Raw genomic sequence first — 19,819 nt, forward strand, 5'->3', positions numbered from 1 at the left:
ATGAAAAATTTGTTTCACTCCCTTTTAAAGGGATCAGGGCTTGGCTTTGCCTTTTTTCTGCTTCCCCAGGTACTTTTTGCCCAGGGACTCGCTGGAGAACTCTCGGGTATGCAGTCGGTACTCGGCAAGGTCTATCAGGAAATGATTCCCTTGAGTTCCAGGTTGATTGACGTTGCCAGGGGGATAGCCGGCTTTGCTGCGCTATGGTATATTGCCAGCCGCGTCTGGCGCCAGATCGCGGCAGCAGAGCCCATTGATTTTTATCCGCTGATGAGGCCATTTGCGCTCGGATTATGCATCATGCTTTTCCCGGCGGTATTGGGGATCATCAATGGCGTACTTCAGCCAACAGTTTCCGCAACCGGGGCAATGGTTTCTGACAGTAATATCGCCATAGAGCGGTTGCTTAAAGTAAAAGAGCAGGCGATCAAACGGTCTAAAAACTGGCAGATGTATGTCGGAGACACCGGTCAGGGCGATAGCGATAAATGGTATAAGTACACCCATCCCAATGATCCGCAAAGGAATGATGAGACTTTTCTCGATGGCCTGGGGAACAGCATGCAGTTCTGGATGGAAAAGCAAAGTTATAACCTGCGTAACTCCATCAAAAGCTGGCTAAAGGAAGTACTGGAGGTGCTGTATGCCGCGGCATCTCTTTGCATCAATACCATACGCACGTTTTTTCTGATTGTTTTGGCTATTCTGGGTCCACTGGTACTGGGTTTTGCGGTATTTGATGGCTTTCAGCAAACCGTCACGGTATGGCTGGCACGCTACGTCAATATTTTTCTCTGGCTGCCCATTGCCAATATTTTTGGCAGCATCCTGGGAAAAATCCAGGAAAACATGCTCAAAGTCGACCTTTCCCAGATCGAAGCCCAGGGGGACACTTTTTTTTCCTCCACGGATACCGCTTATCTCGTCTTTTTGATCATTGGCATTGTCGGCTATTTTTCTGTGCCCAGTGTAGCCAGTTTCATTGTGCATGCAGGGGGAGGGAATGCGGTGCTAAGTAAGGTCAATTCCATGGTCATAGCTGCGCCCAGAGCGGGCGTGAACGCCGGCCTTGCAGCAGGGGGGATGGCGGCCGATGCACTGGGCGACCAGGCGAGGATGCAGTCCCAGGGCTATGCCAGCGCAGCCCAGGGAGATTATTTTACTGACCAGAACAGTCACCAAAAACAGAAGATTTCAGGAAAGCATACTTAAAAGAATGATCATGTTTACACAGTTCAAAAATATTGATACCGCCTTTAGTCACATTAAGCGCTTTAGTCTTTTTTTAATCCTGGCCTGTACGGTGATCTCAGCCTTTGCTATATATAAAGGCTTTGAGATGGCTTCCAGTGCAGGTAAAAAGGTGTATATCCTGGCCAATGGGAAAGCACTGGAGGCCTTTGCCGCCGAGCGAAAGGAGAATATCGGGGTAGAGATCAGGGACCACATCAAAATGTTCCACCACTATTTTTTCTCGCTGGATCCCGATGAAAAGGTGATCCAGGCCAACATTTCTTCCGCCTTGAACCTGGCTGATGAGAGCGCTAAAAAAGCTTATGATAACCTGAAGGAGCAGGGCTATTTCAATAACCTGATTTCAGCCAATATTTCCCAGGAGATTGCCCTGGACAGTATCCAGCTGGACCTCAATCAATATCCCTATGCTTTCAAGTGCTTCGCTACCCAGCGGCTGATCCGGGCATCTTCCACGGTTACCCGAAAGCTCGTTACCGCTGGCAACCTGCGAAATGTGTCCCGCTCGGATAATAACCCCCACGGGTTTTTGATCCAGCGCTGGCAGACGCTCGAAAATTATGATGAACCGCTAAAACCATAACCAGATGAAAAACAATCAAAACTGCAGCAAGGAGATGGTTGCCCTGAATGACAGGTTTTTAGCCATGCAGAAAATAATAGCTTCCTGGCTGAATGGTAAATGCCATGATCTCTCTAAAACTGCGCAGATGGCTATCCTCGCAGCCTTTTGTACGCTATGTGCCGGCATGCTTGTGCTGCTCATTATAGGAAAAATCTAAATAATAACAATACGAAATGGACAATCGAAAAATCAGGAACAGCAGAAAAGTTATGCTGTTCCTTCCGGTGCTTATTCTGCCTTTCGCCGCGCTGGCATTTTATGCCATGGGCGGGGGTAGCGGAGCACCTGGGATCACCAGACAAGCAGGCATTAATACGACATTACCCGATGCAGCTTTTTCAAAGCAAAAGCCCGGCGATAAAATGGGAATTTATGATCAAAGTGACCAGGATTCTGCCAGGATGGGCAGTTCGGGCCTTGATCAGATCGCGGAGCGCTTAGGTTTTCACCCGGAAGCCAAAGACGATCCCGCTGCAGAAATTGAGCTGAAGCTCCAAGCGCTTCATCAGCAGCTCAACGCACCTTTACAAAGCAGCCCGGAGGTGAATCAGTCCAGCCGGCCAGTTAGATTTTCCGCCAGGAACGCTGAAGTGGACCGGCTGGAAACGCTGATGTCGGGCATGCAGGGGAATAGCAACGATGATGCTGAAATGAAGCAGCTCAGCGGGATGCTGGAAAAGGTACTCGACATCCAGCATCCCCAGCGTGTCCGCGATGCTTACCTGGAGAAAGTCAATGCCGCGCCCGAAGAACGTTTCAAAGCCATTCCTGCCACGATCGCTAAAAAGCAGACGCTGGTGCAGGGGGCTGTGCTTAAGCTGGTGCTGAGCGATACAGTCTCTATCAGCGGGGTCCGCTTTCCCAAAGGGCAGGAAATTTTCGGGCTCTGTAACCTCACCAATCAAAGATTGCTCGTGGACATCAAAACCATCCGCATGGATAATCATATTATCCCGGTTGACCTGTCGCTATATAGCCTGGATGGGATCAAGGGGTTGGAGGCACCCGATGCGGTAGTCAACAGTGCCGTTTCAGGTGGCGCTGATGATGCGGTAAGCAGTTTACAGCTCCTTGGCATGGATCAGTCAGTAGGGCTACAGGTAGCAGGTGCCGGGATAGATGCGGCAAAGGGCCTTTTTTCAAAAAAGGTGAGGCAGGTGCGGATCAGGCTCAAGGCGGGGGAAAAGGTATTGCTGCGCAATAATCAGAAGGAAGATAAGGGGCACTGAACGTACAGTTAATCATTCACCATAAAAACACGATTATGAATTTAAACAATTTGGAAAATCTCAAAAGCGAGATGAAAACCCTGGGTTTCAGTAAGGAGCTACAGGAAAAAATGGAGGAAAACATGAAGCAGAATCTGCCTGAGTTTACCTTAAAAGATAAGATCCAGGGGCACAAGGGACAGATTGACCTTAACCTGTATTTTAAGCAGTCCGGTCAGTCAGAGAATTACTATTTGAATAAATATGATATCTCGCTCAATGAAGGAAAACCACTGGAGCCTGGTCAGCAGTACCTGGTAATTTCACCCAGTGATACCCCGGGAAAGAATAATGTTTTCAAAAGGGAGAATGTGGCTGAAGCCATCATTGTCTTTAAAAAACATACCGGTAACGCCGAGCTGGCCGTAGGAAAGGATGCTGCCCATAAAACCAGGCTGGCTTCTATGGAGGAAGGGAAGATTAATTTTGTGGACAAGGATTTCGCGCGGACTTTCCGCAATCCCCCGCTTCCCCAAACGATTTGGGTAGACAGGGGAAAAGGCTTTACCGCTTCCCAGTCGGTTAATCTGATAGAAGGCCGCGCCGTTTACCGGGAGGATATGTTGACGCAGGGCGGTTTGCCTTACCGGGCATGGATGAAGCTCGATCTGGATGGTCCGCGTGACCGCCACATGAATTTCAATATGAACCAATACCATGATCCCTCGTATGGTTTTAATTTAAAAGAGGTGCTGGACCGCTTTGAGATCAAAGAACTTGATTCGCCAAAAGAAAGGGAGAAGCTCGAAGCCAGCCTTCGTAACGGAGACCGCCCAACGATCACCGTGGAAAAAAACGGTGAAGCGGTGAAGCTTCAGGTGGAAGCGGTTCCGAGGTATTCGCAGCTGAATATGTACGCCGCGAACGGTAAACCTGAGAAAAGGGAGCAGTTCCTGAAAACCACTGCTCAGGTGAAAGCAGTCGCGCAGTCCAAGGGCAAAGAAAAAAACGCAGTGAAGGCGCAGGGTTTGGGCGTTTAAAGTCTTTTCTTATTTTTGCGGCCCGTACAGGCGGGATTAATAGTCAATCAGGATTCACCGCCTCAGGTTTATTTGGGGCAAAACAAGAATGAAATGGAAAAATTTGAAAAAGTTAAAGAAGTAATCGCAGCTGTTGAAGCAGATGTAACCAAGTTTTATGATGGCGGAAATTCTGCAGCAGGTACACGCGTACGTAAAGCGATGCAGGACCTTAAAAACCTTGCCCAGGAAATTCGTACTGAGGTAACAGAAAAGAAAAATAGCGCAAAATAATTAAACGCTGTTTTGGGAAATTATAAAGTCCTGGCTCCGGTCAGGGCTTTTTTTGTTTAATGAGGTTTCGGGTTTAGAAGCTTCCGTGATGCTCACGGGGCATATCTTTTGAAGCATTCCTGAAATGCCGTACTTCATGCTTTTTCTTCCTGTTGTATTGCACCGAGGTTTTCCGAGTGATCGTAACGGATCTTCTCGAAATCTGATGCCGCCTGCCTTAAGATCCTGATTTCAGTCATTTCATCCCCAGAAACGCCCTGGCTTCCCTTGTTCAGCAGGGTATTGATCCGCAAAATGGCTTTTCTGTAGTCTGTTAAGGTTTCGATCGCGTTCATCTTTTTAAAAGTTGGTTTCAATGTTACCCAATTCACTGCTAAATACTTAACATTTTTTTTCACAGGTTGTGGAAAACCAGAAGTCCGGGAAGGCTTTCCTGTTCGAAGGAGCAAGGGGGGATCATTTAATTACCGGCAAATTTAGGTTTGCGATCCGGCACGCGGGTGAAATTCCGGCATAAACCCTCCTGTGGCCTTTCCCCGCTAGTCTATTTATTCCGTTGCTTCTCCCGCTTTGGCGGATCCTCAAACCGCTGAGGCGCCATAATTAAATCAAAATATTATGGAAAACTCACTTTATCAGCTGGCCGAAATCGAAATCAGTTACAAACCAGCATTCCAGTCCTGCCAAAGGCCTCAGATTGACTGCGCGCATGCCGCTTACAAGATCATACTGGATAACTGGAACGACAACAAGATTGAACTCCTGGAAGAATTTAAAATCGTACTACTCAACCGCAGAAACCGGGTGTTGGGGATTGTCAATATCTCCCAAGGGGGAATATCCGGGACGGTGGCAGATGCCAAAGTTATCTTCGCCATCGCTTTAAAAGCCTGCGCCAGTGGGATCATCCTCTCTCACAACCATCCATCCGGAGAATCCAGTCCAAGCGCTGCTGATCTGAAATTAACGCGGCGGCTTGCTGAAATTGGCGAATTGCTGGATATTCCGGTTTTAGACCATATCATCGTTTGTAAAGACCATTATTACAGTTTTAAGGACAACGGCACGATATAGTCCGTCAAAGCTCCCATGGTAATTCCATGGGAGCTTATTTTTTGTTCATTTTTTTTCTTTGGCTTTCGCCTGTAATTAGATCAGCTAAAGGGTCGAAGGCATTTTGAGTAGCAAATTTCTGAACAACCGGATTGCCGGAAAGACCAGGCCCTGAAGGGTTTGCTGAAATAAAATCTTCCTCCCTGCGGGAGTGTATTTTTTTTCGCAAAGTCTTGCCTTGCAAGCCCGGTTGCATTCAGGTGAGGTGGCTTAACAAAAAGCCAGGAGGCTCCTGCCGACTGACTTGGAGATTAATCATTAAGCTATGGAAATCAGAAAATCAAGAAGCCCGCCTTTGAACTTAACGAAAGGAGAATATCTCCCGATGGAGATTAGCGAAAACATTTATTTATCACAAAAATCAATTATCATGAAAAATCAGAATTCAAATACCCCGGAAAGTAAACCTCACCACATTGATATCAATCCTAAAAATAATGCCTCTACGGCAAAGGCGATAGAAAAATCCCCCGAAGCGCGCGACCATACTTCAGCAAAATCGCTTGGGGCAGTAGCTCAGGTTCCATCAGATGGACAAAAACCCTCGGGCGCAGCAGGTCCAATAGCAGGGCTCAATCTGGAAGGTACACTCAAACTGGTTGAAGAACTTCACCGCAGGATGGTTCAGCGTGGTAGGCTGGTGCATACCATTGACAACCTCGATAAATTCGAAATTGAGCAAAAGGAGGATGCAGAAGATTCCCTTTCCAATTACTATCAGGGCTGCGAACTGGAAATCACAGATGATAAACGCAACAAATTTTCAACTAAAAACCCGGTGATCATCAAAGCTGTGGCGCTCTATGTACGCCAGTTATGTACTAACCGCCTTGCAGAAATCGAAGCAGAAATCACTATCCCCGTATAACCCGGTTCCCTGCCCCAAAAGGGCAGGGAACCAAAATTATCATCATCATGAAAACACAAGAAATATTTTTTATTGTCCGCGTGGAAGTGAAAAGCGGGCATGCCCATATCGATGAAACACTACTGGAAATGGAGAAGACCTCCCGGTTTTTTATCACCAACACCCCCAAAGTAAAGGTGCTCCGTTCAGAAATATTAAGCACTAAAGTCAGCAATCTAAAAAACAAAAATCATGGCGCATAACCTGTATTATAATCAGCAAACAGGCAGGCACAGCTTTTTCTCCGTGCAGCAAAAGCCCTGGCATGGGCTCGGTACTATTGTGGAAGACTACCCGACCAGTACCGAAGCGATCCGGTTCGCCGGACTGGATTATACTGTCGAAAAAAGACCTTTATTTACAGATGACCATTTCTTAACCCATCCTGCTAACGGGACCCAGGACAATACCTTTAATGCATTTATCTCGGTTCCCAATTATTATGCGACCGTTAGGACCGATACGCAGGACGTGCTGGGGGTAGTCGGAAAGGATTATCAGATTGTTCAGAATAGCGAAGCCTTTTCTTTTTTTGACAGCATTGTCCAGCATAACAGGGACATTAAATATGAAACCGCAGGCGTATTGGGTAGGGGAGAACGGATTTTTATAACTGCAAAACTCCCCGGGTATATCCGCATAGGAAGGGATGACCTGATCGAGCAATATGTTTTCCTCACCACTTCACATGATGGTTATGGGAGTATAACGGCCGCTTTTACCCCTATCAGGATCGTTTGTCAGAATACCTTAAATGCCGCTATTCGTTCCAGGCAACACAGTATAAAGATTCGCCACACTTCCAGCGCGGTAGAACGGTTAAAACAGGCGCATCAGTTGATGGGGATGACCAACGGCCTGGCAGGGGAAATGGAAACGCTGTTTAACCACTGGTCAAGGGTTCGCATTAGCGACAAAGCACTTAAAGACCTGATAGGTATCGCCATGGCACCGAGCAAGGAAGTACTCAGCAGCTTGCAGGAGGAAAAATTCCAGCACCTTTCTACTCATTATCTCAATATGGTTGATGATGTTTTGGAATATGCATTTTTGGCACCCGCTCAACAGCAGGTGACCACCAAGGGAACATTGTTTGGCGCCTATAATGCCATTACCGGATACTTTCAGAATGTCAGGACATTTGGCTCTGAGGAAATGAAGCTCAAAAGTATTCTTTGGGGAACGGGTTTACAGCGTGCACAGACTACATTTAAGCTCTGCGAAAATTTTGCCCTTACCGGAATAGTTCAGCTCAACTGAAGGAGTGGTCTTATGACCACTCCTTTCTTATTTTTCCGGGCGCGCTCCGCGCTTCAAGAGCTTTATTGGATTCGGTTTTAGATTTGCGATAAGCAAATGTATAAATGACTTATCCGCTTCTCGTAAGTTCGAACAAACTTTAGAAATTGCTAAGCGTCAATTTGTATTTTTTGCTCAAAATCATATCTTCGAGGCCGAAACCTAAATGGTTCTTATCGGGATGTAGCGTAGCCAGGTATCGCGCCAGCATGGGGTGCTGGAGGTCGGAAGTTCGAATCTTCTCATCCCGACTTAAGGTCAATGACGACTAACCTAATAGAAATCCTGCTCAAAATCAAAAACATATTCTTGTCAAACCGTGCTTTTTGAGCACTTTCCTGGCCGCAATCTTTCGCCTGTTAACCACCGCGCCAATACGGCCAATTACATCTTCCAATAACTGCTCCACTACAGCCGGGAGCAGCTTAGTCATTAAGTGTCTAATGGCAAAACTGCCCAAACAAAACTCAACAAAAAATGGGTAATCACTGATCCGGTAATACTCCCTGGCCAGCTTGTGGGAAATCAAGTCAATCATTCCCCACAACACGATCAGAAACATCAATTACTTTAGGTGACCTTACAAGTAGAAAAATCGGGGATAGCCTAAAGGATAAATCCGGTACAAGCGGAAAAGTCATTGCGATTCTTCAATAGACCTCCTTTCCAAGAAAAATTTAAATATCGACGTACGCGGCCGTGTTGTACCGAGCAGTACCTAAGCATGCGTAAGGAGGCTTACCAGTCACAGGGATTAGCAATTCCCAACAGTACCAGTACACCCAACACGTCCAATTACGACCTAACTGTGTGGGACCAGAACAGGTATACGGATTGGCAGGAGGAATTAATCGGTGGCAAGGCTAGGTATACCGACGCCCAGCTTACAATGTCAGGTGGCAGCGCCAACACACAGGTAGTGCTCGGGGCAAACTACCATAAAGAAACTACGGTTATGCCTGGTGACCCTTCAGATGTGAAGGGAAGCGTTCATGTAAACCTGAGCCACTCATCAGTCGACCAGCGATTCAGATTTTCTTTTAATGGCAGTTACATGGGCGACAAAAATATCCTACCCGGAATTGATCTTACAGCTTCTGAATTCCTACACTGCGAAATTTGTGCGCGTGAAAAAGATACGAGCAAGGTAGCGAAACAAGAATCAAAGTAGAGAACTTTTAAAGTTAAACCTTGGAAAAACAGTAAAAAAAACGGATAGGTAACTTTTGTATGCGGGGAGTTGTATTGTGCCCGGTATCCTACAAACTGTTGTCACCGGTACATTCATTCTAATAGGTTGAATACGAGCAGCATTGAAGGTCCCAATATGATCAAAGGGGTCAATTTGAAGCGGTTTATCCAGCTATTGCATGACAAAGTGTAATCCACCTAGGCGGGCTGACCATGCTCAGATGGAGGGGGTCGCAGTGGAAAGCATCGTCCCACTGACTACATCACGGCTTCCCCTGAAATCACTCAGGCTACAACAGAGCACCATGATCAGATGACCAAAAGTATTAAAGTGCTTGCAATATTGGTCTTAACCATCACGGCGCGATAATCATCCTGCAGAATTTCTGTCGATCGAACTTAATAACTGCTTTAATATCGGCTGTCCGGTAAAAAATGTATTTTTGGCTATATTATATTTAGGTGGGGTTAACTCAAATATAACGGCAAAGGGTAGGTTTTTTATGGCTACCCTATTTTATAAGCAAAAGAATATTTTATCCGGATAACCGTCGATATTTCACCATGAAGCCGCCTGTGGTCTTTTTCTGCGTACCCATTTATTCCGGTGCTTGGTTCGAGCCTGACAATATAGGTTGAGGTCAGATTAGCTCCTGTTTGCGCGCATAAAACAATAGTTCTGTAATAGAATTGACTTTGATTTTTTCCATCATCTTGCGCCGATGTGCCACAATTGTGTGTTTGCTTAGGTTTGTCTGTTCTGCAGTTTGGGCGATTGACAATCCTTGTGCAAAATAGTGAAGAACTTCCAGTTCCCGTGCTGTAAATGGTAACTTTGTTGTTTGGGCTGTGCCCGAGACAATATCGCTAATTGTGGGGGAAACTATTAAAAGTACTCTGATGAGATATAATTGTAAGATTTAGGAGAGTAATTCTGAGCACTTTCAAATTATTTTCTGTTTGCTGGTGAAACGATGTTAAACAATATTCACGAATTTTGTAAAATCCGATCTGAAAAGTGTACTTTGGAAAAGAGGTCAGGTTGATGAACTATGTTCATTTCGGCAATTTTGAAAAACACGAAGATAAAGCGGTCCGGTAATGTAAAAATTTGTAGAGCTTGGATCGGCCAAGAAGACCAGTATTGCTATTTAGTAATCATCATGAAAATACATACCTTCAATCCTAAACCTATTTTGCTTTGCGCAGCTTTTGTAACCTTTTTACAAATGTCTGCGTTTTGCCAAAAGTATGACAGAATTTTCAAAATATGCTTGGACGAATTAAATTTAGAGTACACGCTGCCAGCTGGTTTTTCTGAACGGGATTCCACTACAAGTTTTAAATGTAAGGATGATCTTTATAACAAAACCACAACGCTTGTATATTCTGTTATTAATAAAGACAGCAGCATTATTATAGGATTTGGGGATTTTATAAGGGATCGGGGACAGCAATATTATGAACCCGTCTCCAATATTCTTAAAAGACAGAAAAGTGAAGCCGACTCCCTCCATTTCAGCTCCTTGGTGTACCACCAGCAAAAGGCCGATAAGAAATTTAATGCCGATAATGCAGTGGAATACACAAAAAACTGTTCTGACGCATTCTTAGATAAATATAATAACGATAGGTATGTCTTAGCTGCCAGGAAAGGTAAAGGCGAATTTACAATCGTATTTTATTTCACAGATGCTGCGAAGGACAAAGCTTTACAATTGGTTAGGGAGGCTTCGGGTATTCTGAAATTTCGAAAAAATCAATAGGTGGGTATAATTTAAATACATCTGTCTCTTTCTATTGGTTTGGAATATTGAACAACCTTATTATACATTGGCGACCAAATGCATATTTTGTATCTGGTCGCTTTTTTTTAAAATTAAATGAAAAGAAAGGAATTAGCGTGATCATGCTCACCTATAAATTAATCTACGTTTTGTTCGCTTTACTGCGGTCATAAACGCATAATTGCAGGGTTTGGTTTTGATAAAAAGAAAATTGAAATTTAGCCACATTTAGAATGTTCATAGTTTACTCAACCTGAATGATCCAACATTGGTACTTTGCTTATTGTTTCTAAATGATCGTCTCAATAATAGTGATAGAACGCTATCTGACGTTGTTATTTTTCATATTTCATACTTTGTTTTCTTACATATAGTTAGTAAATTTATTATATGACTTAATCGCCCAACATTTCCATCAACCACCAGGCTTTCAGTTTAAGAATAATGGCTTCAGGCTAAAATGGACACCCAGGTAAGACCTAACATGTAATTTAAGTAAGACTGTAAATGGGGTGGTATGGCCGGGTTAGACTTAAGGTGTGCTAATAAGGCTGAAGACCAAATCCCTAATTCAAGTGCCGGCCATCATGGAAATGTTCTTATGTGCTCTTTGACGATTGTTCAGTGCTATTGATACCACTATTTGAAAATTTGCTTTTTGTCGCTAACACCAATTGATCATTTTACCCTCTTCTCCAAGGTTATTTTCTTCTGACACTGACGTCCCGTGAATGCACATTATCACTCAGCTTGCCTGAATAGACAGGTTTTTGATTCAAGAGAACAAAGACTGTGTGTCAAACAATTGGCAACTTAGACATTTAAGGGTAGGGTACTGTTCATTATGGATTATATCCTTTGAAGAAGAATTCAGTTAATTGTGGTTGAACCTTAAACGAACTTAGCCAATGGTAGCTAAAGAATTTTTTATCGGCATCGATGTTTCCAAGGGACATTTCGATTATGTTGTCCAATACAAGGGATTAAAGGTTGATTCTGGAAAGGTGCGAAATGATCGCGAGCATATTGAAGCGTTCATCTCCGGACTATCATCGTTAGCCGGATATTCACCGGCCGCGGCAGTTTTTGGGATGGAACATACTGGGATGTACTCTAATTTGCTGCTTGAAGGTCTTCGGGAGATGGGGAATGACACCGTGCATGAGAACGCCAGTGTGATCCGCAACTCTCTGGGCATGCTCCGGGGCAAAACTGATGAACTGGATGCAGAACGGATTGCGCGGTATCTGCACAGATGCCGTGAGGAGCTGAGGATATGGAAGCCGAAGATGCAGGTTATCGAACGGTTACGCTTGCTTTTGGCCCACCGTGAGCGGTTATTGAATGCCCGAAACAGGCTCAGGGTGGCACTTTCTGAACTCTCGCTGTTTACTGATAAAGAACTTTTTGATGAGCTGCATTTGTACAGTGACCATTGCATCACGGCCATTTGTAAAGACCTCTCGGGTTTGGAAAGCACCATAAAGAAGATATGGAGAGGAAATAACATCTGTGCTCTGCCCATGGAACAAATGCTCTCAGTACCTGGAGTGGGGGCTATTACAGCCCTATCTGTGCTCATCAAAACCAATGCTTTCCAGGATATATCCGATCCCAAAAAATTCGCTAGCTTGTGCGGGGTGGCGCCCTTTCCACACCGCTCTGGAAGGATGGTGATGAAAGACAGGATTTCGAAAATGGGTGACCATAAATTAAAGGGGTTGTTGCATATATGTGCATTATCCTCAATAAAAAATGATGGGGAGTTTCGCCAATATTTTCATCGGAAGAAAGCGGAGGGAAAGCCTGGGATGTTGGTGCTCAACGCGATCCGGTACAAGATCATATTGAGGATGTTCGCTTGTGTCAATGGCAACCGGTTGTATATATCCAAATAGACTTAAACTTAACCGTTATCGTATTTAATTATTTGTTAAAGGCTGAGAAAGTAGCAAGGTCGACGCAACTTGAAACAAGTACTCCAATCCGGGAATCTGTTGATAATGTACTTGCCATGGCCACTGAAGAAGCACTTTTTTCTTGCGATTAATGACCTTCATGAAAGGTTTTGTTATATTCTGGAATATCTTTTCGTTGCGATAGTCTGAAGGGTGAAGGCTATTCAGGCATTTTTTAATTTGCTTGTTGCACCGTTTATGAATACGCTTTCAGACTTTCTCTTTCAGATTCATCCTGTTCTCAGTAACCTGTAATCCCAAACTTGTTTGCAGTTAGCCAGCGAAAAATTTGCCTGGACGGTACCGGTTTTACTATTTTTGCTCATTGTTTTTGTTATGGGACAAGAGGTAAAACAACATCAGCTACATGTGATCACCAATATCCGCGAAATTCGGGTGCACAAAGGCTTGAGCCAAAGGTATCTTGGAAATGCTTTAGGACTCAGTCAGCATGCTTACAGTAAGGTTGAGCATGGCTATAACAGGATCACGCTTCCGCAACTTTAATTATTGCCGATGCATTGAATGTTGATGTGAATGTACTTTTGGCTAAGAAAAGGAGGATGAAGCGGTATCGAAATCGTGATGGGTATGTGGTCAATCTTGCAACAGCGGTGTTTTCAGATTTCAATAACCAGCATTTACCTGTCTACACTTAAAAATACCTTAATCAATTGGTGCCATGTGTAATTTTTTAACAAAGTTCCCAAATTCCTGCACAGATTTGGTTCAATTGAATTTTATAGCGTGATAAAAGCTATTTTTAAAAATCAATCACCTCACTTTGATTGAACAATTTTAGCAGGCCCTGGTAGATTCGCAGGGCTTGTTTTTATCGAGGACAACTCTGCTATTCGACGTGTGCATAAAATCGAAAGCTTTAGGCTATCAAGGGAGAACATTTTTAGGTTCCCATCATACCTTTAGCCCATCATATCCGCCGCAAATCGCAGGCTTGAACAAATAGCCAGCCACAACTAAAGCTAATGGCTTAGGATCCGCCTGGATGTCAGATATCGAAAAATCACGGCTCAGAGGCGCCTCTTTATCGAGGAGTTGGTTTAGAGATGGGCGGATCATTTAAAGAAAGTTATCATCCCACAAATTCAGCGCTTTAACCTCTTTACCAGAAAACGGTATCAGCATTTTTCATACGAATGAATGCGATTTTCATAAATCTTAAACCAGATGGGGAAAAAACAGGTTGATTGAGAAAGAATAGAATATGCTGGCTAGTGGCTATCGGCATATCCAGATTAATTTGATAAAATAACGCAAAGCACTTGAGAGAAAAATATTTACCAGATTCTAAATGTCGGAAACTGGGCCTGCACTTTAATACTGAAGGAAAAGCAGCATATTGGCTTTGGGCTCCGAATGCGGCTAATGCCAGTCTGGACACCGACCGGAAAAGCTTTCAGTTAAAACCCGCGGAAAACGGCTACTGGTATGCCCGGGACCTGGACATCTCAGCCGATGAATCCTACGCAATTACTTTGTATTTGCATGACGGAACCAAGCTCCGTCGAGCTGACCCGGCATCGCTGGCGATTGGCTATAATGGCGGAGCTACGCACTCAATTGCTTTAAATCCATTGTCTTACACTTGGAATGATGAACAATGGAAGGGTATCCCGCTTGAAGCATTTATTATTTATGAGCTACACGTGGGAACTTTCACAACGGAGGGGACTTTCGATGCTGTTTTATCTAAGTTAGACTATTTGAAGGATTTAGGTATTACCGCCATTGAACTCATGCCCGTGGCCCAGTTCCCCGGAAACCGCAATTGGGGTTATGATGGGGTGTACCCATTCGCAGTCCAGGATAGCTATGGCGGGGCGAGGGGTTTACAGCGGTTGGTTGATGGCTGTCATGCCAAAGGCCTGGCAGTTATCCTGGATGTGGTTTATAATCATTTTGGTCCCGAGGATAATTTTTTTCGTGATTTTGGCCCTTATTTTACTGACGCCTATCAAACCCCCTGGGGCCAGGCCGTCAATTTCGATGACCGGGGTGCTGATGGGGTACGTGATTTTTTTATTGAGAATGCATTGATGTGGTTCAGGGATTTTCATATTGATGGGTTAAGGCTCGATGCAGTCCATGCCATTAAGGATTTCAGTGCCGTCCATTTTTTGGAAGCGTTGCGGAGCAGTAAAGATGAACTTTCTGCAATTACCGGGAAGCGTCATTTTTTATTGGTAGAACTTGATCTGAATGACAACCGGTATATCAATCCACCTGTTAAAGGAGGTTACGGCATGGATGCACAATGGATTGATGAATTTCATCATGCGCTGCGTGTAAGTGCCGGACAGGAGAGGATGGGGTATTATGCTGATTTTTCAGGCGTGCGCGATTTGGCCAAAGCGTTTAATAACGCCTATGTATATGATGGACAATATTCCAGCGTGAGGAGGCGTAGGTTTGGCCGGCCTGCAACGGGAAATCCAGCTAGCCAGTTTATTGTTTTTTCCCAAAACCACGACCAGGTGGGTAACCGGATGAAGGGGGAACGCAGCAGCCAGCTGCTTAGTGCTTCCCTGCTACGCGTTATGGCAGGGGCTGTAATTCTAGGGCCATTCCTGCCACTGCTTTTTATGGGGGAAGAATACGCGGAAGATAACCCTTTTCCGTTTTTTGTCAGTTTTAGGGATGCAAAACTTATCGAATCGGTAAGAAAAGGGCGCAGGTCTGAGTTTAAAGATTTTGACGATGCCGACATGCCCGACCCCCAGGATCCCGGGACATTTTATACCGCAAAATTAAACTGGGAAAAACTCCGGAGACCCCACCATGCAAAGATGTTAAGGTATTATCAGGAATTGATTCGCCTGCGTAAGGCCAGCCCTATCCTGAATTCCCGGATAGCTACCTACTGTGCAATACCAATCGGGGAAAATCAAGGCATCCAGTTAAAACGAGAAACGATGAAGGGAAGCCTTTTCGTTCTGATGAATTTTTCAACTGCTGGGATTAGTGTTGAAGTAGGGGGGGTGGGAGCTAACTTATTATTAGACTCAACCCTGGCGTGCTGGGGCGGTGAATCCCGGCAACCCTTATCTCTAAAATCAAAAAATATTGTCCTACCCCCTGAAAGTATTATTGTTATCGCTTATGAATCCATTTAAACCACTGGCTACTTACAGGCTTCAGTTCAATAAGAATTTCCGTTTTAATGATGCCCTTAACCTTGTAGACTATTTCAGGGATTTGGGCATTGATACAGTTTATGCTTCTCCGATTTTTGCAGCTATCCCGGAAAGCACCCATGGATATGATGTTGTTGACCCCCAACAGATCAACCCCGAAATCGGAACAGAAGAAGAACTCGTTCAGCTTACACAGGCACTGAAGCAGTCAGGCATTAGCTGGATACAGGATATTGTACCCAATCATATGGCCTTTCATCCCCAAAACAACCGTTTAATGGATGTTTTGGTCAATGGAGTGGAATCTCAGTACTACCCATACTTCGATTTCGATGTTGCATTTGCCAAAGGTGAGCAACTAACTGTGCCTTTTCTAGCTGGCAACCTACAAGAATTAATTCAAAAGGGGAGCGTATATATATTGAAAAAAGCCGGTCAATATTATATCCATGACGGCAGCCAGGATTGGCCCGTTAGAGTAGATATGCAGCCGGGACTCCTCGAGGCAGACCTTGAAGCAGTTAACGCAGATAAAGCACTTTTGAGCAAAGTAGTCCAGGAGCAGTATTACAGGCTTTGTGACTGGGCGTCGGTCCAGGATGGGGTGAACTACAGGCGGTTTTTTACGGTAAATGAACTGATTTGTCTGAACATGCAGAAACGGGAGGTTTTTGATGACTATCATCATTATATCCTTAAGCTAGTGAAAAAAGGGATCTTTCAAGGTTTACGCATAGATCATGTAGACGGTCTTTACGATCCTTCAAGTTACCTCGAATGGTTAAGGGCAGAAACTGGCCCTGCCTGTTATATCATTGTGGAAAAGATTTTAGCCAGTGGTGAACTTCTTGCCAGTCAATGGCCGGTTCAAGGCAGCACAGGTTATGATTTTCTGGCGATGGTGAACAATGTTTTCACAAAAACAAGTTCAGCCGAAGACTTTGATGAGATTTACCGGCAGGTTACCGGCACGGTGCAAATTCCCAGGGTTAAGAAAATGGAAAAAAAGCAACAGATCCTGAATTTCCAGATGCGGGGAGAGCTTAAGCGCCTGGCAGCAGGGTTGCTTGATGTTCCCGAGCTGAAGATATCGGGAAAAGAAGCTGAGGCTTTTATCACAGATTTACTGGTAAATATGCCCCGTTACCGCTTTTATGATATCTCCTTTCCGATGAATGGGCAGGGCCATACCCAGGTTAGCGACCTGCTTGATACCATGGGCAGAAATGCCGTCAATATCAAAAGCCATGCATTTTGGACTTTTCTTCTCATCGATTATCCCCGGACGGCAAGCGCTTTGGGACTGGAAAAGCTGGGTTGTTTTTTTAACCGGTTGATGCAGTACAGCGGCCCGGTGATGGCCAAGGGTGTTGAAGATACCCTAATGTATACTTATAACCGCTTTATTGGGCATGCCGAAGTAGGAGATCAGGCGGAGCAGTTCGGAATCCCGATTGAAAAGTTTCATGCCTTGATGGAAGACAGGGCCCGAAAGCAGCCCTATTCGCTTAATGCTACGGCCACCCATGACACCAAAAAAGGCGAGGATGTGAGGGCAAGGTTAAACGTTCTCTCTGATTTGCCTGAGGCCTGGAAGACCGCAGTAAATAAAACCATGGAAAAATACGCAGTGGAGATCAGCACTTCGGGGCTGCACGCTAATGATCTGTATCTGTTATTTCAAACCCTGCTGGGCATTTACCCCTATGATCAATATGGCAAGGACGGGCTGGCTGACCGGCTGGCCGCTTTTATGGAAAAGGCACTAAGAGAAGCTAAAAAACGATCGGATTGGGCAATGCCTGAGGTGGCTTATGAGCAAAAAATAAAAGCCTGTTCGAAAAAAGTATGCAACGATCTCTCGGATGAGGGCCATCCGCTGCTGCTACTTTTCAATCAAATAACTGATCACGCGATAATAAACAGTTTTTCTCAGGTGATACTGAAGGTGTGCTGTCCGGGCATCCCGGATTTCTACCAGGGTTGCGAGGCTTTCGATCTTAATCTTGTTGATCCTGATAACCGTCGGCCGGTAGATTATGAACGGTTAAGGTCTGATATGGCTGAAATTTGTGGCGCTGGGCGAAGTATGGTCTGGGAGAACCGCTTGCAGGGTAAAGCGAAGGTTGAACTGATAAAAATGCTGTTGCAGATCAGGAAAACCAATCGAGCGTTATTTGAAGAAGGGACGTATCTGCCGCTGGAAGTAAAGGGAAAGTATTCCGAACATGTACTGGTTTTCCTTCGTCATCTGGGGGCGGATTGGTTAATGGTTGCCGTACCGCTTGGAACAGCCGGGCTGGGAACCGGACGGGAGGATTTTGCCTCCTTTGACTGGAAGGACACCCGAATCATTTTGCCTTTAGGGGTGCCGCAAATCTGGGAAAACCTGGTCTCAGATGAGTTGGCGGGGCCTGATGTGATTGAAGAGGGGTTACCTTTGGGTGGGTTATTGAAGAAAAGCTTTGCGGCGGTCGCTGTACCGGCTAAGCCTGAGAAAATCAGGCAATCAGGCGTTTTGCTGCACATCAGTTCATTGCCGTCAGATGGCCCCATTGGCGATCTTGGTCCGGAAGCTTATCGTTTTGTTGATTTTCTTCAAGAGTCGTCCCAGCACTACTGGCAGTTACTGCCTCTTGGGCCGGTAGCGGAAAGCCGTGCATTTTCACCGTATTCGACCTGGTCTGACAAGGCGGGGAATATACACCTGATATCCCTTGAACTATTGGAAGATTGGGGCCTGTTGCCTGCTCGCCACGCTCAACAAACAGTCGGTTCGCTGCCCGAAGCGGATTTTTACAACGCAGATTCCATAAAAAGAAACGCCCTTGAACAGGCATATCAGGTTTTCCTCCAGCAAGGCAAACATACCGCTTTGCAACAGGAATTTATAGCCTTTAAGCAAACAGAACATTACTGGCTTTCCGATTACGCACTTTATTGTTCACTCTCAGTTGCCTATCAGGGGTCATGGCGATCTTGGCCAGAAGAGTTTAAATGGAGAGACAAGGTTGCCCTGGAAACTTATCAATGCGAATACGCAACTGCTTTGGAAAAGTATGAATGGGAGCAATTTGTTTTCTGGAAACAGTGGCATCTGCTGCGGCAATACGCGAAACAAAGGGAGGTTAGCATCATTGGTGATCTGCCCTTCTATATCGATTTAGATGCAGTAGAGGTTTGGTGCAATCCCCGGTACTTTTTGTTGGGCGATGAGGGCTCGCCGCTGTTTCAAGCCGGAGTGCCCCCGGATTACTTCAACAAGTCAGGCCAGCGTTGGGGCATGCCAGTATATAATTGGGAAAAAATTGCTGAGCAGGAATATTCCTGGTGGGTAGACCGCATCTCTTACCAGCTTTCCAAAGTGGATGAGTTGCGCCTGGATCATTTCAGGGCGTTCAGCGCTTTTTATCAGATACCACAAAATGACACAGACGCCAGGAATGGGATTTGGAAAAAGGCTCCGGGAGATGCCATGCTTACCGCTTTGCAGCAAAAAATCGGTAAGCTGCCATTGATCGCGGAAGACCTGGGTGAAATAACCACAGAGGTGTACGAATTGATGGAGAAATTTGAGCTTCCGGGAATGAAAGTCTTGCAATTTGCTTTTGGCAGTGATTTATTAACCTCGGTACATATTCCTCATGATCCTGGGTTTTCAAAAGGAATTGTCTATACAGGTACGCATGATAATAATACCACTAAAGGCTGGTTTAATGAACTGGATGAAAAAGCAAGGGCCCGGCTACAGGCATATCTTGGACAATCCCTTGGTGAGCAAAATGTTGCTCACCAGCTTATCCGCCTTGCTTTGTCCTCTGCCGCATTTAGAGCAATACTTACCATGCAGGATATACTTGGCCTGGGAGAGGAGGCAAGGATGAACTATCCTGGCCAGGTATCGGGCAACTGGAGCTGGCGTCTTTCGGGAAGGGAAGACTACGATGATATTGCAAAAAGATTATCACAACTGACCAGGCTTTATGGACGGGGAGACTGATCTTTATCC

At 45.1% G+C, this 19,819-nt stretch carries 19 protein-coding genes and 1 tRNA gene; 17 read left to right on the forward strand and 3 right to left on the reverse strand.

Annotation, left to right across the window (positions count from 1 at the left end):
• From traJ to ACQY77_RS19870, 6 genes are all read left to right on the forward strand, one after another.
• Nucleotides 1-1,212 carry a conjugative transposon protein TraJ gene (gene traJ, locus ACQY77_RS19845; protein WP_421940585.1) on the forward strand — a complete coding sequence of 404 codons (1,212 nt, stop codon included), beginning with the start codon at nt 1-3 and terminating at the stop codon, nt 1,210-1,212.
• Nucleotides 1,213-1,222: 10 nt separating this feature from the next.
• Nucleotides 1,223-1,837: a conjugative transposon protein TraK gene (traK, locus tag ACQY77_RS19850; RefSeq protein WP_421940584.1), complete on the forward strand. Its 615-nt coding sequence runs from the start codon at nt 1,223-1,225 to the stop codon at nt 1,835-1,837.
• A gap of 4 nt (nt 1,838-1,841) precedes the next feature.
• Entirely contained in the window at nt 1,842-2,036 is a 195-nt protein-coding gene (locus tag ACQY77_RS19855) for a hypothetical protein (protein WP_421940583.1), read from the forward strand.
• A gap of 16 nt (nt 2,037-2,052) precedes the next feature.
• A complete protein-coding gene (traM, locus tag ACQY77_RS19860; protein ID WP_421940582.1) occupies nt 2,053-3,108 on the forward strand; it encodes a conjugative transposon protein TraM in 1,056 nt (351 codons plus the stop codon).
• A 35-nt stretch (nt 3,109-3,143) separates the two neighbouring features.
• Nucleotides 3,144-4,127, forward strand: coding sequence for a hypothetical protein (locus ACQY77_RS19865; protein ID WP_421940581.1), 984 nt, complete (start codon nt 3,144-3,146; stop codon nt 4,125-4,127).
• 93 nt (nt 4,128-4,220) lie between these two features.
• Nucleotides 4,221-4,400 (forward strand): histone H1, encoded by a 180-nt coding sequence (locus ACQY77_RS19870; RefSeq protein ID WP_421940580.1) that lies wholly within the window; start codon nt 4,221-4,223, stop codon nt 4,398-4,400.
• A 134-nt stretch (nt 4,401-4,534) separates the two neighbouring features.
• On the opposite strand, the gene ACQY77_RS19875 is transcribed toward ACQY77_RS19870, so the two are convergent.
• A complete protein-coding gene (locus ACQY77_RS19875) occupies nt 4,535-4,735 on the reverse strand; it encodes a hypothetical protein (RefSeq protein WP_421940579.1) in 201 nt (66 codons plus the stop codon).
• Nucleotides 4,736-5,018: 283 nt separating this feature from the next.
• Between ACQY77_RS19875 and ACQY77_RS19880 the strand changes: the two genes are divergently transcribed.
• The 5 genes from ACQY77_RS19880 (at nt 5,019) to ACQY77_RS19900 (ending at nt 7,970) form a co-directional block, all read left to right on the forward strand.
• On the forward strand, nt 5,019-5,474 hold the full coding sequence (locus ACQY77_RS19880; RefSeq protein WP_421940578.1) for a JAB domain-containing protein: 456 nt from the start codon (nt 5,019-5,021) through the stop codon (nt 5,472-5,474).
• Between the two features lie 304 nt (nt 5,475-5,778).
• Nucleotides 5,779-6,381, forward strand: a complete 603-nt coding sequence (locus ACQY77_RS19885; RefSeq protein WP_421940577.1) for a hypothetical protein — start codon at nt 5,779-5,781, stop codon at nt 6,379-6,381.
• Nucleotides 6,382-6,428: 47 nt separating this feature from the next.
• Complete coding sequence (locus ACQY77_RS19890) at nt 6,429-6,623, forward strand: hypothetical protein (RefSeq protein ID WP_421940576.1); 195 nt, start codon at nt 6,429-6,431, stop codon at nt 6,621-6,623.
• On the forward strand, nt 6,613-7,680 hold the full coding sequence (locus ACQY77_RS19895; RefSeq protein WP_421940575.1) for a DUF932 domain-containing protein: 1,068 nt from the start codon (nt 6,613-6,615) through the stop codon (nt 7,678-7,680). The genes ACQY77_RS19890 and ACQY77_RS19895 overlap by 11 nt, the downstream gene beginning before the upstream one ends.
• Nucleotides 7,681-7,896: 216 nt before the next feature.
• A tRNA-Pro gene (locus ACQY77_RS19900) sits at nt 7,897-7,970 on the forward strand.
• A gap of 44 nt (nt 7,971-8,014) precedes the next feature.
• Here ACQY77_RS19900 and ACQY77_RS19905 read toward each other — a convergent pair.
• Nucleotides 8,015-8,281: a hypothetical protein gene (locus tag ACQY77_RS19905; RefSeq protein WP_421940574.1), complete on the reverse strand. Its 267-nt coding sequence runs from the start codon at nt 8,279-8,281 to the stop codon at nt 8,015-8,017.
• A gap of 162 nt (nt 8,282-8,443) precedes the next feature.
• Here ACQY77_RS19905 and ACQY77_RS19910 point away from each other — a divergent pair, with 162 nt between their 5' ends.
• Nucleotides 8,444-8,890, forward strand: a complete 447-nt coding sequence (locus tag ACQY77_RS19910; protein WP_421940573.1) for a hypothetical protein — start codon at nt 8,444-8,446, stop codon at nt 8,888-8,890.
• Nucleotides 8,891-9,551: 661 nt separating this feature from the next.
• On the opposite strand, the gene ACQY77_RS19915 is transcribed toward ACQY77_RS19910, so the two are convergent.
• Nucleotides 9,552-9,830, reverse strand: coding sequence for a response regulator transcription factor (locus ACQY77_RS19915; RefSeq protein ID WP_428430150.1), 279 nt, complete (start codon nt 9,828-9,830; stop codon nt 9,552-9,554).
• A 132-nt stretch (nt 9,831-9,962) separates the two neighbouring features.
• Between ACQY77_RS19915 and ACQY77_RS19920 the strand changes: the two genes are divergently transcribed.
• The 5 genes from ACQY77_RS19920 to treY all read left to right on the forward strand — a co-directional run bounded on the left by ACQY77_RS19920 (nt 9,963) and on the right by treY (nt 19,810).
• The gene (locus tag ACQY77_RS19920) at nt 9,963-10,676 is read left to right on the forward strand and encodes a hypothetical protein (protein WP_428430057.1); all 714 of its coding nucleotides are present in this window, start codon (nt 9,963-9,965) and stop codon (nt 10,674-10,676) included.
• Nucleotides 10,677-11,605: 929 nt separating this feature from the next.
• Nucleotides 11,606-12,595 carry an IS110 family transposase gene (locus tag ACQY77_RS19925; protein ID WP_421940571.1) on the forward strand — a complete coding sequence of 330 codons (990 nt, stop codon included), beginning with the start codon at nt 11,606-11,608 and terminating at the stop codon, nt 12,593-12,595.
• Nucleotides 12,596-12,991: 396 nt separating this feature from the next.
• Complete coding sequence (locus tag ACQY77_RS19930) at nt 12,992-13,162, forward strand: helix-turn-helix domain-containing protein (protein ID WP_421940570.1); 171 nt, start codon at nt 12,992-12,994, stop codon at nt 13,160-13,162.
• 776 nt (nt 13,163-13,938) lie between these two features.
• Nucleotides 13,939-15,789: a malto-oligosyltrehalose trehalohydrolase gene (gene treZ, locus ACQY77_RS19935; RefSeq protein ID WP_421940569.1), complete on the forward strand. Its 1,851-nt coding sequence runs from the start codon at nt 13,939-13,941 to the stop codon at nt 15,787-15,789.
• Nucleotides 15,740-19,810: a malto-oligosyltrehalose synthase gene (gene treY, locus ACQY77_RS19940; RefSeq protein ID WP_421940568.1), complete on the forward strand. Its 4,071-nt coding sequence runs from the start codon at nt 15,740-15,742 to the stop codon at nt 19,808-19,810. Before treZ ends, treY begins: the two co-directional genes overlap by 50 nt.
• The last annotated feature ends 9 nt before the right edge of the window (nt 19,811-19,819 follow it).

The organism is Pedobacter sp. (assembly GCF_965279535.1).
In the GTDB taxonomy this organism is placed as follows: Bacteria; Bacteroidota; Bacteroidia; order Sphingobacteriales; family Sphingobacteriaceae; genus Pedobacter.